This is a genomic window from Rugamonas sp. (assembly GCF_025354735.1).
Taxonomy (GTDB): Bacteria; Pseudomonadota; Gammaproteobacteria; order Burkholderiales; family Burkholderiaceae_D; genus Rugamonas.
In genome coordinates, this window is record NZ_JANXMI010000107.1 from 1 (window position 1) to 13,711 (window position 13,711).

Annotated in this window: 12 protein-coding genes; 1 reads left to right on the forward strand and 11 read right to left on the reverse strand. The window is 63.3% G+C overall.

The window, feature by feature from the left end:
* Window positions 1-25: 25 nt before the first annotated feature.
* The 4 genes from glmM to Q0S71_RS09295 form a co-directional block, all read right to left on the reverse strand.
* A complete protein-coding gene (gene glmM / locus Q0S71_RS09280) occupies window positions 26-1,375 on the reverse strand; it encodes a phosphoglucosamine mutase (protein ID WP_295994127.1) in 1,350 nt (449 codons plus the stop codon).
* 77 nt (window positions 1,376-1,452) lie between these two features.
* A complete protein-coding gene (folP, locus tag Q0S71_RS09285; RefSeq protein ID WP_295994129.1) occupies window positions 1,453-2,292 on the reverse strand; it encodes a dihydropteroate synthase in 840 nt (279 codons plus the stop codon).
* 93 nt (window positions 2,293-2,385) lie between these two features.
* Window positions 2,386-4,266, reverse strand: coding sequence for an ATP-dependent zinc metalloprotease FtsH (gene ftsH, locus Q0S71_RS09290; protein ID WP_295994131.1), 1,881 nt, complete (start codon window positions 4,264-4,266; stop codon window positions 2,386-2,388).
* Window positions 4,267-4,501: 235 nt separating this feature from the next.
* On the reverse strand, window positions 4,502-5,185 hold the full coding sequence (locus tag Q0S71_RS09295) for an RlmE family RNA methyltransferase (protein ID WP_295994133.1): 684 nt from the start codon (window positions 5,183-5,185) through the stop codon (window positions 4,502-4,504).
* Between the two features lie 43 nt (window positions 5,186-5,228).
* Between Q0S71_RS09295 and Q0S71_RS09300 the strand changes: the two genes are divergently transcribed.
* The gene (locus Q0S71_RS09300; protein ID WP_295994135.1) at window positions 5,229-5,702 is read left to right on the forward strand and encodes a YhbY family RNA-binding protein; all 474 of its coding nucleotides are present in this window, start codon (window positions 5,229-5,231) and stop codon (window positions 5,700-5,702) included.
* Between the two features lie 114 nt (window positions 5,703-5,816).
* Here Q0S71_RS09300 and Q0S71_RS09305 read toward each other — a convergent pair whose 3' ends face one another.
* The 7 genes from Q0S71_RS09305 to Q0S71_RS09335 all read right to left on the reverse strand — a co-directional run bounded on the left by Q0S71_RS09305 (window position 5,817) and on the right by Q0S71_RS09335 (window position 13,702).
* Window positions 5,817-6,269, reverse strand: a complete 453-nt coding sequence (locus Q0S71_RS09305) for a DUF4149 domain-containing protein (RefSeq protein ID WP_367185288.1) — start codon at window positions 6,267-6,269, stop codon at window positions 5,817-5,819.
* Between the two features lie 5 nt (window positions 6,270-6,274).
* A complete protein-coding gene (gene greA, locus Q0S71_RS09310) occupies window positions 6,275-6,751 on the reverse strand; it encodes a transcription elongation factor GreA (protein ID WP_295994138.1) in 477 nt (158 codons plus the stop codon).
* 100 nt (window positions 6,752-6,851) lie between these two features.
* The gene (gene carB, locus Q0S71_RS09315; RefSeq protein WP_295994140.1) at window positions 6,852-10,070 is read right to left on the reverse strand and encodes a carbamoyl-phosphate synthase large subunit; all 3,219 of its coding nucleotides are present in this window, start codon (window positions 10,068-10,070) and stop codon (window positions 6,852-6,854) included.
* Window position 10,071: 1 nt separating this feature from the next.
* Window positions 10,072-11,235 (reverse strand): glutamine-hydrolyzing carbamoyl-phosphate synthase small subunit, encoded by a 1,164-nt coding sequence (carA, locus tag Q0S71_RS09320; protein WP_295994142.1) that lies wholly within the window; start codon window positions 11,233-11,235, stop codon window positions 10,072-10,074.
* A 285-nt stretch (window positions 11,236-11,520) separates the two neighbouring features.
* Complete coding sequence (locus Q0S71_RS09325; protein ID WP_295994144.1) at window positions 11,521-12,195, reverse strand: LamG-like jellyroll fold domain-containing protein; 675 nt, start codon at window positions 12,193-12,195, stop codon at window positions 11,521-11,523.
* Between the two features lie 186 nt (window positions 12,196-12,381).
* The gene (locus tag Q0S71_RS09330; protein ID WP_295994146.1) at window positions 12,382-12,786 is read right to left on the reverse strand and encodes a heme-binding protein; all 405 of its coding nucleotides are present in this window, start codon (window positions 12,784-12,786) and stop codon (window positions 12,382-12,384) included.
* A gap of 70 nt (window positions 12,787-12,856) precedes the next feature.
* Complete coding sequence (locus Q0S71_RS09335) at window positions 12,857-13,702, reverse strand: patatin-like phospholipase family protein (RefSeq protein ID WP_295994148.1); 846 nt, start codon at window positions 13,700-13,702, stop codon at window positions 12,857-12,859.
* Window positions 13,703-13,711 lie beyond the last annotated feature (9 nt).

The window sequence follows — 13,711 nt, forward strand, 5'->3', positions numbered from 1 at the left end:
ATTCGCCCCAGCCCCGGGCCCGGCGTCAGGCCGCCAGCTGGCCGTTGATCTTGTCGGCGATGCGGCGCGCCATCGCATCGGCGTCGGCGGCGTTGCGCGCCTCGACCATCACGCGTATCAGCGGTTCGGTGCCGGAAGCGCGTATCAGTACGCGGCCACTGTCGCCGAGTTCGCGCTCGACCTGCTCTTTTTCGCTGACCATGGCGGCGTTGCGGGTCCAGTCGAAACCGGGCGCGACGCGCACATTGACCAGCGCCTGCGGGAACAGCACCAGTTCGCGCGCGCACTCTTCGAGCGACTTGCCGCTGCGCTTGAGCGCCGACAGCACTTGCAGCGCCGACACGATGCCGTCGCCGGTGGTGTGCTTGTCCAGGCACAGCAAATGGCCCGAGCCTTCGCCGCCCAGTATCCAGCCGCGCTCCTTCATCACTTCCAGCACATAGCGGTCGCCGACCTTGGCGCGCGCGAAGCCGATGTTGCGCGCTTTGAACGCCACTTCCAGCGCCATATTCGTCATCAGCGTGCCGACGGCCCCGCGCACCGGGCCGGTGGACACGCGGTCCATCACCATCACATACAGCAACTCGTCGCCGTTGTAGAGGCGGCCGGTGGCATCGCACATGATGAGGCGGTCGGCGTCGCCGTCGAGCGCGATGCCGAGGTCGGCGCCGTGGGCCTGCACCGCCAGCGACATCGCTTCCGGCGCCGTGGCGCCGTGGCCGGCGTTGATGTTGAAGCCGTCCGGCTTGTTGCCGATGGCGATCACTTCCGCGCCCAGTTCATGGAACACGTGCGGCGCGATATTGTAGGCGGCGCCGTGGGCGCAATCGACGACGATTTTCAAGCCGCGCAAGTCGAGCTCGTTGGGGAAGGTGCTCTTGCAAAATTCGATGTAGCGGCCCTGGGCGTCGTCCAGGCGCTTGGCGCGGCCCAGTTTTTCCGACGCCACGCACAACATCGGCAAGTCCAGGCCCGCCTCGATTTCCAGCTCGACCGAGTCCGGCAACTTGGTGCCCTGGTCGGAAAAGAATTTGATGCCGTTGTCCTGGAAGGGATTGTGCGAGGCCGAGATGACGACGCCGGCCGACAGCCGCAGCGCGCGCGTCAGATAGGCCACGGCCGGCGTCGGCATCGGGCCGGCCAGCATGACGTCGACGCCGGCGGCCGAGAAGCCCGCCTCCAGCGCCGCTTCCAGCATATAGCCGGAGATGCGCGTGTCCTTGCCGATCAAGACCGTCGGCCGCACCGCGCCGGTACGCGCCTTGGTCAGCACCTGGCCGGCCGCGTAGCCGAGCCGCATCACGAAATCGGGCGTGATCGGCGCCTCGCCGACCAGACCGCGTACCCCATCCGTACCAAAATATTTGCGTGCCATGTTCACTCTCTTGTAATTGTATCGACCACAAAAACCTGTTGTCCCCGCCGGCCGTGCCCGCCCCAACCTTATGCGAACTAGTGCGCCGCCCGCCACACCTTGAGCGCGTCGACCGTCTCCGCCACATCATGCACCCGCACGATGGCGGCGCCATGCGCCACCGCCGCCAGCGCGCCGGCGATACTGCCGGCCAGGCGCTGCTCGACCGGCTTGCCGGTGACGGCGCCTATCATCGATTTGCGCGACAGGCCGGCCAGCAGCGGCAGGCCGAGCTCGGCGACCAGGCGGCCGCCGGCCTTGAGCAGAGCGTAATTATGCTCCACCGTCTTGCCAAAGCCCAAGCCCGGATCGATGCACAGGCGGCGCGGATCGATGCCGGCGGCGGTCAGCGCGTCCACACGCTCGCGCAGGAATGCGATGACCTCGGCGACCACGTCGGCGTAGTCGGGCCGCAGCTGCATGGCCGCCGGCGTACTCTGCATGTGCATGATGCACAGCGCGCAGTCGCTGTCGCGCACGGCCTCGATGGCACCAGGCGCGCGGAAACCGTTTATATCGTTAATCATGTCGACGCCAGCGATCACGGCTTCGCGCATCAGCTGCGGCTTGTAGGTGTCGACCGAGATCGGCTTGCCGCAGTCGCGCAGCGTGTACAGCACCGGCATCACGCGCTGCAATTCCTGCTCCAGCGGCACGGCGGGCGCGCCGGGCCGGGTCGATTCGCCGCCGACGTCGATGATGTCCACCCCCTCCAAGATCATCTGCTCGGCGTGCGAGACGGCGTATTCCAGCGACTGGTACTGGCCGCCGTCGGCGAAGGAATCGGGGGTGACGTTGAGGATGCCCATCACGCGCGGGCGGGCGCCCTCGCCTTGCAACGGGTAGGTGTAGCGGCCGAAAAGAAATTGGGTGTGCATCGAAACAGGGCCTGAGGGGTGGCAGGCGTAAGGGGGTGGCGTAAAAAAGGCGAGGATCGCTCCTCGCCCTGTGCTGTGCCGACCGTGGAACGGTCAGGCCGGCGCCGTCACGCTGGGCGTCACGCCCGGGCCGCCATCGGTGGGATGCTTGCGGATCGTCACGCCCGGCTTCGGCGGACGCGGCTCGTGGCCGGCCATGATGTCGTTGATCTGGTCGGCATCGATGGTTTCCCAGTCCATCAGCGCCTTGGTCATCATTTCAACCTTGTCGCGGTTCCCTTCGAGCAGCTTGCGCGACAGCGCGTACTGGGTGTCGAGGATGTTGCGGATTTCCGCGTCGACCTTTTGCTGGGTCGCTTCCGAGATCGTCTTCGAGGCGCCGCCGAAGAAGCCGTCGTTTTGGCTGTCTTCGTAGACCATCACGCCCATGCTGTCGGACATGCCGAAGCGCGTCACCATCGAGCGGGCCAGCTTGGTGGCGCGCGAAAAGTCGTTCGAGGCGCCGGTCGACATCTGGCCGACGAAGATTTCCTCGGCGATGCGGCCGCCGAACAGGATGGAAATTTCTTCCAGCATCTTGTCCTTGTAGGCCGACAGGTTGTCGTGCTCCGGCAACTGCCAGGTCAGGCCCAGGGCCCAGCCGCGCGGCATGATGGTGACCTTGTGGACCGGGTCGGCCTTCGGCAGCAGCTTGGCGACGACGGCGTGGCCGGACTCGTGGTAGGCGGTGTTGCGGCGTTCGTCCTCGCGGATAATCATGGACTTGCGTTCCGGACCCATGAAGATCTTGTCTTTCGCATCCTCGAAGTCGATCATGTCGACCAGGCGCTTGCTGCGGCGGGCGGCGAACAGCGCGGCCTCGTTGACCAGGTTGGCCAGGTCGGCGCCGGAGAAGCCGGGCGTGCCACGGGCCAGGATGTCGGCCTTGACGTCGGTGCCGATCGGCACTTTGCGCATGTGGACGTTGAGGATCTGTTCGCGGCCGCGGATGTCCGGCAGGCCGACCGAGACCTGGCGGTCGAAACGGCCCGGACGCAACAGCGCCTTGTCGAGCACGTCGGCGCGGTTGGTGGCGGCCACGACGATCACGCCGGAGTTCGCTTCAAAACCGTCCATCTCGACCAGCAACTGGTTCAAGGTCTGTTCGCGCTCGTCGTTGCCGCCGCCCATGCCGGCGCCACGGTGGCGGCCGACGGCGTCGATCTCATCGATGAAGATGATGCAGGGCGAATGCTTCTTGGCGTTTTCGAACATGTCGCGCACGCGGGAGGCGCCCACGCCGACGAACATTTCGACGAAATCGGAACCGGAGATGGAGAAGAACGGCACCTTGGCTTCGCCGGCGATGGCGCGCGCCAGCAGCGTTTTACCGGTGCCCGGAGGACCGACCATGAGCACGCCGCGCGGGATGCGGCCGCCCAGTTTCTGGAATTTGGTGGGGTCTTTGAGGAAGTCGACGATTTCGTTGACTTCTTCCTTCGCTTCGTCGCAACCGGCGACGTCGGCGAAGGTGACGGTGTTGTTCGATTCATCCATCATGCGCGCCTTCGATTTGCCGAAGGAGAAGGCGCCGCCCTTGCCGCCGCCCTGCATCTGGCGCATGAAGAACACCCACACGCCGATCAGCAACAGCATCGGGAACCACGACACGAACATCTGTTGCAGCATCGACGGCTCTTCCGGCGGACGGATGTCGAAGTGGACGCCGTTCTCGCGCAGGTCGCCGACCAGGCCGCGGTCGAGCATGGTGGCGGTGCTGCGCACCTTGCTGTCGTCGACGCGGGTGGCGGTGATGTTGCCGCCTTCGATGACGACATCCCGGATGCGCTTGGCTTTGACTTCATCGAGCAAGTCGGAATAAGCGATGGCCTTGCTGCCGCTCGAGGTGCTGTGATTATCGAATTGCTTAAACAGCATAAATAACAGCAGTGCAACGACTACCCAGATGGCAGATTTAGAAAACATGTTATTCACGAAAACTCCTTGGATGCGGGGCGCATCTTTTACCGATAGCTAGAAACCCGATTTTACTCGTAATAAGCAGGCCGTGCCAGAAGCACGCCTGCGCGTGCGGCCAAAAAAAGCCGCTGAACGCCCGAGAAACTGCGTCTTTCAGGCGGTTTCACCAACATTATCGACATAAAACCGGCATAAACCATGTCGCGCCGTCGTAAAACCGCCCTTCCTGCTTCGATGTGCGGCTATCGCCTTAAATATCAAGGGCCGTATCGTCTTCCACTTTCTTATTTTCCAGCGGATTCTTCAATCCCCGGCCGAGCAGGAAGATTTCGGACGATTTATCGCGGCTGGCCTTGGGCTTTTTCTGCACCACGACTTTGAACTCGGTGCGGAATTTCTCCACGATCTGGCTGAAACCCATGTCTTTGAAACACTTGACCAGCAGCGTGCCGGACGGCTTCATGTGCAGCTGCGAGAATTCGATGGCCAGGTCGATCAAATGCTCCATGCGCGCCGAGTCGGCCGTGGCGATGCCCGACAGATTGGGCGCCATGTCGGAGACGACGACGTCGACCTTGCGGCCGGCCAGCAGCACTTCGAGCTGGCGCAGCACGCGCGCTTCGCGGAAATCGCCCTGGATGAAATCGACGTCGGCGACCGGTTCCATGGGCAGCATGTCGAGGCCGATGATGGTGCCGTTGATGCCGCCACCCTCTTTGCCGGCCAGCTTGCGGCGCAGATATTGGGCCCAGCTGCCGGGTGTGCAGCCGAGATCGACGATCACCTGACCTTGTTTGATGAGTTTTTCATCCTCATCGATTTCCTTGAGCTTGAAGGCGGCACGGGCACGGTAGCCCTCTTTTTGCGCCAACTTCACGTAAGGATCGTTTATATGGTCGTGTAACCAGTTTTTGTTTAATTTCTTCTTTGCCATTCGCGTAGAATACTGCCTTTAAGGGAACTACTAAAAAATTATTATGCTAAAACTTACACCCGTCGAGCGCAGCGCGCTGCGCGCCGAAGCCCATGCGCTGAAGCCTATCGTCATCATCGGCGAAGCGGGCTTGACGCCCGCCGTCATGAAAGAAGTCGAGCTGGGCCTCGATTCGCACGGCCTGATTAAAGTCCGCGTCTTCGGCGACGACCGCGAAGCGCGCGTCGCCATGTACGAGGCCATCTGCGCCGAACTGGGTGCAGCACCGGTACAACATATTGGAAAACTGCTGGTTCTGTACCGTCCGAAAGTAGAAGTGGTGAAGGAACGTAGCGCCAAGACCGGTAAGGGCATGCGCGAAGTGACCATCGTAAAACCTAGCCCGAGCGGAACGAAACGTCCGTCGGTGACCAAGGTCATGATTAAAGGCAATGAGCGCGTCACCGCCGGCGGCAACATCCGCCGCGCCAAGCCGCGCCAGACGTCGGCCAAGAAAAGCGCGCTGGGCAGCAAATAAGGCAAGGCGCCGTTGTCATTTTGCAACGGCGGCGTGCGACAAGGCCAGCAACTTCGGGGTCATACCTTAGTTTCGAGAGCAGCATCCGAAACTGAGGTATGACCCCGATTTCGTTCAACGAAGCTCAGCGGCGTACTGCTTGAACAGCAAGCAAGCCGCCAGCAGGCTTTGTATCAGATAAATTCCCATCGAAACGCCGTGCAGCAGGCCGAAGCGTGCCCGCAGGGCCGATTCCATCACACCCGCCGGACCGGCCGCCGCGCGCAACTGCGCCATCATCGGCTGCAAGCCGAAATGAAACGCCACGGTACAAGCCAGCATCGCCAGCACGATCAGCAGCAGGGTGCGGCGCACCCGCGCCGGATCGCCGCCCCAGCCCACCAGCGCCAGCATCGCCACCGCGCACGCCATGCCGACCCAGGCCTGGGCGTCGAACAGGCTGGCCGCGATGGTGCCGACCAGCACATGATCGCTCAGCGTGCGGAACAGCGTCGGCACCACCAGCATGCCCACCGTCCACAGGCTGCCGGCCCAGGCCGTCGTCACCAGCAGGCGGGCGCGCGCCATCCACATCAGATGTAGCGCACTTCCAAAATTTCGTATTCGCGCGGGCCGGACGGCGCCTGCACTTCGACCACGTCGCCGGCCGACTTGCCGATCAGCGCGCGGGCGATGGGCGACGTCACCGACACCTTGCTCAGTTTCAGGTCCGCCTCGTCGAGGCCGACGATCTGGTAGGTCACCTTGTTGCCCGACTCCAGGTCTTCCAGGTCGACGGTGGCGGCGAAGACGACGCGGCCGTCGGCGTCCAGTGTGGTCGGGTCGATGACCTGCGCGGCGCCCAGCTTGCCTTCCAGTTCGGCGATGCGGCCTTCGACGAAGGCCTGGCGCTCCTTGGCGGCGTCGTACTCGGCGTTCTCGGACAGGTCGCCATGCGAGCGCGCTTCAGCGATCGCGTCGATGACGCTACGGCGCTCTTTGCTCTTTAACTGATGCAACTCTTCTTTCAAGAGTTCGGCGCCGAATTTGGTAAGTGGAACTGAAGTCATGTTTATCTGCTATCTACAAATTGGATGTTACAACGGAAAACCACAGAGGCCGCGCGGTGCTGCAACGCGAGCTCTGTGGTTCAAGGTACCGCAAAGAAGCTTAGTGTAAGGTTTTATGCAGACCTTGTAAATCGTACACGCGCAACTCGTCCAAATGACGGATCCCTTCGACCGCCGCTTCGGCGCCGGCGATGGTGGTGTAGGTGGTCACGCGCGAGGCCAGCGACGAGGTGCGGATGGCGCGCGAGTCCGTGATGGCGCTGCGCTTTTCCTCGACCGTGTTGATGACCAGCACGATTTCATGGTTCTTGATCATGTCGACCACGTGCGGCCGGCCCTCGGCCACCTTGTTGACCGGCGTGACCGGAATGCCGGCAGCGGCGATGACGGCGGCCGTGCCCTTGGTCGCCAGCAGCGTGAAGCCTATGTCGACCAGGTTGCGCGCCACTTTCACGGCGCGCGGCTTGTCGGACGACTTCACCGACAGGAACACCTTGCCCGACTTCGGCAGCTTGATGCCGGCGCCCAGCTGCGACTTGACGAAGGCTTCGCCGAAGGTCATGCCGACGCCCATCACTTCACCGGTCGACTTCATCTCCGGTCCGAGGATGGTGTCGACGCCGGGGAATTTCACGAACGGGAACACGGCTTCCTTGACGCTGAAGTAAGGCGGCACGACTTCGGTCGTGATGCCCTGCGACGCCAGCGTCTGGCCGACCATGCAGCGGGCCGCGATCTTGGCCAGTTGCAGGCCGGTGGCCTTGGACACGAAGGGCACGGTGCGCGAGGCGCGCGGGTTCACTTCCAGCACGTAGACGACATCTTTGCCGTCCTGCTTCTGGATCGCGAACTGCACGTTCATCAGGCCGACCACGTTCAAGCCCTTGGCCATCAGCGCGGTCTGGCGCTTGAGTTCATCGATGGTGTCCTGCGCCAGCGAGTACGGCGGCAGCGAGCAGGCCGAATCGCCCGAGTGGACGCCCGCTTGTTCGATGTGTTCCATGACGCCGCCGATGAAAGTGGTTTCGCCGTCGGAGATGCAATCGACGTCGCACTCGATGGCGTCGTTCAGGAAGCGGTCCAGCAGCACCGGCGAGTCGTGCGACACCTTGACCGCTTCGCGCATATAGCGTTCCAGGTCGCGCTGCTCGTGGACGATTTCCATCGCCCGGCCGCCCAGCACATACGATGGACGCACCACCAGCGGATAACCGATTTCCTGCGCCAGGCGCAGCGCGTCTTCCTCGGTGCGGGCGGTGCGGTTGGGCGGCTGGCGCAGCTCGAGCTTGTGCAGCAGCTGCTGGAAACGCTCGCGGTCTTCGGCGGCGTCGATCATGTCGGGCGAGGTGCCGATGATGGGCACGCCGTTCGCTTCCAGGTCCAGCGCCAGCTTCAAGGGGGTCTGGCCGCCGTACTGCACGATCACGCCGACCGGTTTTTCCAGCGCGACGATTTCGAGCACGTCTTCCAGCGTCAGCGACTCGAAGTACAAACGGTCGGAGGTGTCGTAGTCGGTCGACACGGTTTCAGGATTGCAGTTGACCATGATGGTCTCGTAACCGTCTTCGCGCATCGCCAGCGCCGCGTGGACGCAGCAGTAATCGAATTCGATACCCTGGCCGATGCGGTTAGGACCGCCGCCCAGCACCATGATTTTTTTCTTGTCGGTCGGCTTGGACTCGCACTCTTCGTCGTAGGTCGAATACATATACGCGGTGTTGGTCGCGAATTCGGCGGCGCAGGTGTCGACGCGCTTGTAGACCGGACGGATGTTGAGCGCGTGCCGCTTCTCGCGCACGGTCTTGTCGTCGGTCTGCAACAGGAAGGCCAGGCGGCGGTCCGAGAACCCCTTCTGCTTCAATTTGTACAGCGTCGGCTTGTCGAGCAGGTCCAGCTTCTGGGTGTCGAGCCACAGTTCGATGTCGACGATTTCCTTGATCTGGATCAGGAACCACGGATCGATGTGGGTCAGCGCGTGCACCTCGTCTAGCGTGAAGCCCTGGGCGAAGGCGTCGCCCACGTACCAGATGCGCTCGGGACCGGGCTCGCCCAGTTCCTCTTCGATCTTCTCGCGGTCCTTGGTCTTTTCATTCAAGCCGTCGACGCCCACTTCCAGGCCGCGCAGCGCCTTCTGGAACGATTCCTGGAAGGTGCGGCCGATGGCCATCACTTCGCCGACCGACTTCATTTGCGTCGTCAGGTGGTGGTCGGCGGTCGGGAATTTCTCGAACGTGAAGCGCGGGATCTTGACGACCACGTAATCGATGGACGGCTCGAACGAGGCCGGGGTGGCGCCGCCGGTGATCTCGTTGCGCAGCTCGTCCAAAGTGAAACCGACGGCCAGCTTGGCCGCCACCTTGGCGATCGGGAAGCCGGTCGCCTTCGACGCCAGCGCCGAGGAGCGCGACACGCGCGGATTCATTTCGATGACGATCATGCGGCCGTCGGCCGGGTTGATCGAGAACTGCACGTTGGAGCCGCCGGTGTCGACGCCGATCTCGCGCAGCACCGCCAGACTGGCGTTGCGCATGATCTGGTATTCCTTGTCGGTCAGCGTCTGCGCCGGCGCGACGGTGATCGAGTCGCCCGTGTGGACGCCCATCGGATCGAGGTTTTCAATCGAGCAGATGATGATGCAGTTGTCCGCCTTGTCGCGCACCACTTCCATCTCGTACTCTTTCCAGCCGATCAGGGATTCTTCGATCAGCAGTTCGGTGGTCGGCGATGCCTCCAGGCCGCGCTTGCAGATGGTCTCGAATTCTTCTTCGTTGTAGGCGATGCCGCCGCCGGTGCCGCCCATCGTGAACGAGGGACGGATGATGACCGGGAAGCCCAGCGTGCGCTGCACGGCCCACGCCTCGTCCATCGTGTGGGCGACGTCCGACTTGGCCGAACCGAGGCCGATCTTGGTCATCGCGTTCTTGAATTTCAGGCGGTCTTCGGCCTTGTCGATGGCTTCCGGCGAGGCGCCGATCAACTCCACGTTGTACTTGGCCAGCACGCCGTGGTTGAACAGGTCGAGCGCGCAATTGAGCGCGGTCTGGCCGCCCATGGTCGGCAGGATCGCGTCCGGGCGTTCCTTGGCGATGATGCGCTCCACCACCTGCCACGTGATCGGCTCGATGTAGGTGACGTCGGCCATTTCAGGGTCGGTCATGATGGTCGCCGGATTGCTGTTGACCAGGATGACTTTATAGCCCTCTTCGCGCAGGGCCTTGCAGGCCTGGGCGCCGGAATAATCGAACTCGCAGGCCTGGCCGATAATAATCGGGCCAGCGCCAATAATCAAAATACTTTTAAGGTCAGAACGTTTAGGCATCTTATTTTTTCTCCGTTGCTTCCATCATGCCGATGAAGCGGTCAAACAGGTAAGCGACGTCAGTCGGGCCGGGCGAGGCTTCAGGGTGGCCCTGGAAGCAGAAGGCCGGGACGTCGGTGCGGGCGAAGCCCTGCAGCGAGCCGTCGAACAGCGACTGGTGGGTGACGCGGCAGTTGGCCGGCAGCGTGGCCGGATCGACGGCGAAACCGTGGTTCTGCGACGTGATCAGCACTTGTTTGCTGTCGAGGTCCTGCACCGGGTGGTTGGCGCCGTGGTGGCCGAACTTCATCTTCAGCGTTTTCGCGCCCGAGGCCAGGCCCATGATCTGGTGGCCGAGGCAAATGCCGAACAGCGGCAGCTTGCGCGCCATGAACTCCTTGGCGGCGGCGATGGCGTAGTCGCACGGTTCAGGGTCGCCGGGACCGTTCGACAGGAACACGCCGTCCGGGTTTAGGGCCAGCACGTCGGCGGCCGTGGTCTGCGCCGGCACCACGGTGACCTTGCAGCCGCGCTGCGTGAGCATGCGCAGGATGTTGCGCTTGACGCCGAAGTCGTAGGCGACGACGTGGAACTTCGCGTCCGTCAGCTTGCCGTAGCCTAGACCCAGCGTCCATTCGGCTTCGGTGAATTCATAGGGCGCTTTCACCGAGACCACCTTGGCCAGGTCCATGCCGGACAGGCCGGGGAAGGAGCGCGCCAGTTCCAGCGCTTGCGCGGCGGACGGCTCGTTGCCCTGGGTGCCGACCAGAATGGCGCCGGACTGGGCGCCCTTCTCGCGCAGGATGCGGGTCAGCTTGCGGGTATCGATGCCGGAAATGGCGACGATGTTTTCCGCTTTCAGGTAATCGGACAGCGACTGGGTCGAACGGAAGTTCGAGGCCAGCAGCGGCAGGTCGCGGATAATCAGGCCGGCGGCGTGGACCTTCGAGGACTCCACGTCTTCCGGATTGACACCGGTGTTGCCGATGTGCGGATAGGTCAGCGTGACGATCTGGCGGCTGTAGCTCGGATCGGTCAGGATTTCCTGGTAACCGGTCATGGAGGTGTTGAACACCACCTCGCCGGTCGTATGGCCGGCGGCGCCGATGGAAAAACCTTTGAAGATGGTTCCGTCAGCGAGCACCAGGATGGCTGGGACGGTAGGGCCAGAAAAAAATGGCGGCAAGGGCAACTCCTGATAAAGTTACCGTAGCGGCGCCACGTCAGACCGACCGCCAGGAGTCCCGAGCTGTTGCGCTCAAGGTAGGCTGGTCATACAGAATGATGGGGGGTGTGGGTGTCGGCTACGGTAGATGTGTGATTGGCTAAACCTTTGAATTATAACCAAATCCATCCCGCTTGGCAATACGTGGGCAGCGAAACAGGCGAGCAACGGTGCGCCTGAACGCGCTCCGCAGCCGCCTTTTGCCTTGCTTGCGTCACCCCCCGTCCGCCAGCGACGGGGTGGCACTCACCCTTGTTGACGCTGGCGGCGGGCGGCCATGGCCAGCACGCCGAGACCGGCTATCAGCATGGCGATATTGGCCGGTTCCGGCACCGGCGCCAACGTGCCGACCTGGTCGGCGGTCAGCGCCCGGTCGTAAGTGCGGATATAGTCGACCGAGCCGGCGCCCGCTTCGCGTCCGCCGGTATGGGCGTCGTCGATAAAGAACACGGCGTTGTTGGCGCCGAAATCGGCCAGACCGGTGCTGTCGTTGAAGGTGCCGAAGGCCGCGCCGTTGACGTACAGGTTGACGGTGGAGGCGGCGTCCCGCGTGATGGTCAGGCGCGCATCCTGGCCGGCGACGACGGTGGTGGCGCTATAATTTTGTACCGGGAAAAAATTCCAGTTCGAGCCCAGCACGTACATGCCGGCGTCGCTGGCCAGGGCGCTGAAGTCGATGACTTTCTGGTAGCCGCTCAGCGCGTCGAAATGGAAGTTCATGTCGATGGTGTAGACGCTGCCGAGCGACACGCCCATCGTCAAGCCCTGGTTGGCAGCGAAGGAATAAGCGCTCGCGCCGACCGTGCCGCCGCTGGCCACCAGGGCCGGGCCGCCGTCGCTGTCATCCAGATTGCCATTGAGCTGATAAAGATGGTCGGCCGCCGCCGCACTGCCCGCAAAACCGCAAGCCAGTGCCAGCAAAGCCGCCGGGAGAACACGTATTGTTTTCATTGTGCGCCTCTCGCTTTCTCGTTGGTGAGGGTCCCTACCCCCAACTTGAAAGTATCCTCGCTGCTCAAAATGTAGTCAATATCGCACTCAACAATACCAGCGAACTCCCAGCGAATACAACACAGATGATTTACGGAATCATCTGCCTTGCGGCGCTCAAGCCAGCGCGGCGATGCCGGCCTTGGCGATCTGCGCGTCCTGCGCCGACTTGACGCCGGAGACGCCGACCGCGCCCACGTAATGGCCGTCGACGACCACCGGCACGCCGCCTTCGAGCATGCCTTCGACTTCCGGCGCGCTGAGGAAGGACATGCGGCCGCCGTTAATCATTTCTTCGTAGATACGCGATTCGCGGCGGCCCAGCGCGGCCGTCTTGGCCTTGGCCGGCGCGATGTGGGCCGACAGCGGCGCGGCGCCGTCCATGCGTTGCAGCCACAGCGGATGGCCGCCGTCGTCGACGATGGCGATCACCACCGCCCAGTTGTTGGCCACGGCTTCCGCTTCGGCGGCGGCGGCGACTTTTTTGACGTCGGCGAGGGTCAGGTAGGGTTTCGATTGCATGGTCAGTCCTTGATGAGTAAATGGCGATTGTAAGGTGGCGGCCGCCGAAACGGCAACGGCAACGGTCGATTCAGGGATGGCGCTTCGCTTCGAGCTTTTGCTTAAGCGCCGGCATGACCGCGAACGCGGCCTGCTCGCCGGCCAGGATGGCCTGGTTGCGGCTGGCGAAATCGTTGCCGGCCATTTTGCCCAGCGCCGGCTGGATCACGACGTCGGCCTCCTTGAGCTCGTACTGGTTGATGCGCTGCCCCATGATGCTGAAGGTTTGCATGATGACGTCGAGCGAGCTGACGGTGGCCTGCGCGTCGGCCTGGGTCGAAATGTTGACGGCGATGACGAAGTCGGCGCCCATGTCGCGCGCGAAGCGCACCGGCACCGGCGCCACCAGGCCGCCGTCGACGTAGGTGTGGCCGCCGATGCTGACCGGCTGGAACACGCCCGGCACCGCCGACGAGGCGCGCACCGCCATGCCGGTGTTGCCGCGCTGGAACAGGATCGGCTGGCCGGTCTTCAAGTCGCTGGCGACGGCGCCGAAGGGGATCTTCAGTTTTTCGATGGGCCGGTTGCGGACCGCCTTGTTGACGTAGTCCTGCAAGGCCTCGCCCTTGAGCACGCCGGTGCTTTTGCCGAACAGCGGCAAGGCCCAGTCGGAGATCGAGGCCTCGTCCATGTCCATGGCGATCTGCTGCAACTGGAAGCCGCTGTTGCCGGCCGCGTACAGCGCGCCGACGACGCTGCCGGCGCTGGTGCCGATCACGTAATCGGGATAAATGCCCTGCGATTCGAGCGCCTTGATGACGCCGATGTGCGCGAAGCCGCGCGCCGCGCCGCCGCCCAGCGCCAGGCCGATCTTGATCTTCTTGGGAGGCAGCGGCTCCGGCACCGCCAGCGGTGGCGCCGACGGCGTTTCAATCACCGGATTGGT

Coding starts and splice junctions, on each gene's coding strand:
- Q0S71_RS09330 (WP_295994146.1), bottom strand. CDS start 12,786: ATGCAATCGAAACCCTACCTGACCCTCGCCGACGTCAAAAAAGTCGCC.
- greA (WP_295994138.1), bottom strand. CDS start 6,751: ATGACTTCAGTTCCACTTACCAAATTCGGCGCCGAACTCTTGAAAGAA.
- Q0S71_RS09305 (WP_367185288.1), bottom strand. CDS start 6,269: ATGGCGCGCGCCCGCCTGCTGGTGACGACGGCCTGGGCCGGCAGCCTG.
- Q0S71_RS09295 (WP_295994133.1), bottom strand. CDS start 5,185: ATGGCAAAGAAGAAATTAAACAAAAACTGGTTACACGACCATATAAAC.
- Q0S71_RS09300 (WP_295994135.1), top strand. CDS start 5,229: ATGCTAAAACTTACACCCGTCGAGCGCAGCGCGCTGCGCGCCGAAGCC.
- glmM (WP_295994127.1), bottom strand. CDS start 1,375: ATGGCACGCAAATATTTTGGTACGGATGGGGTACGCGGTCTGGTCGGC.
- folP (WP_295994129.1), bottom strand. CDS start 2,292: ATGCACACCCAATTTCTTTTCGGCCGCTACACCTACCCGTTGCAAGGC.
- carB (WP_295994140.1), bottom strand. CDS start 10,070: ATGCCTAAACGTTCTGACCTTAAAAGTATTTTGATTATTGGCGCTGGC.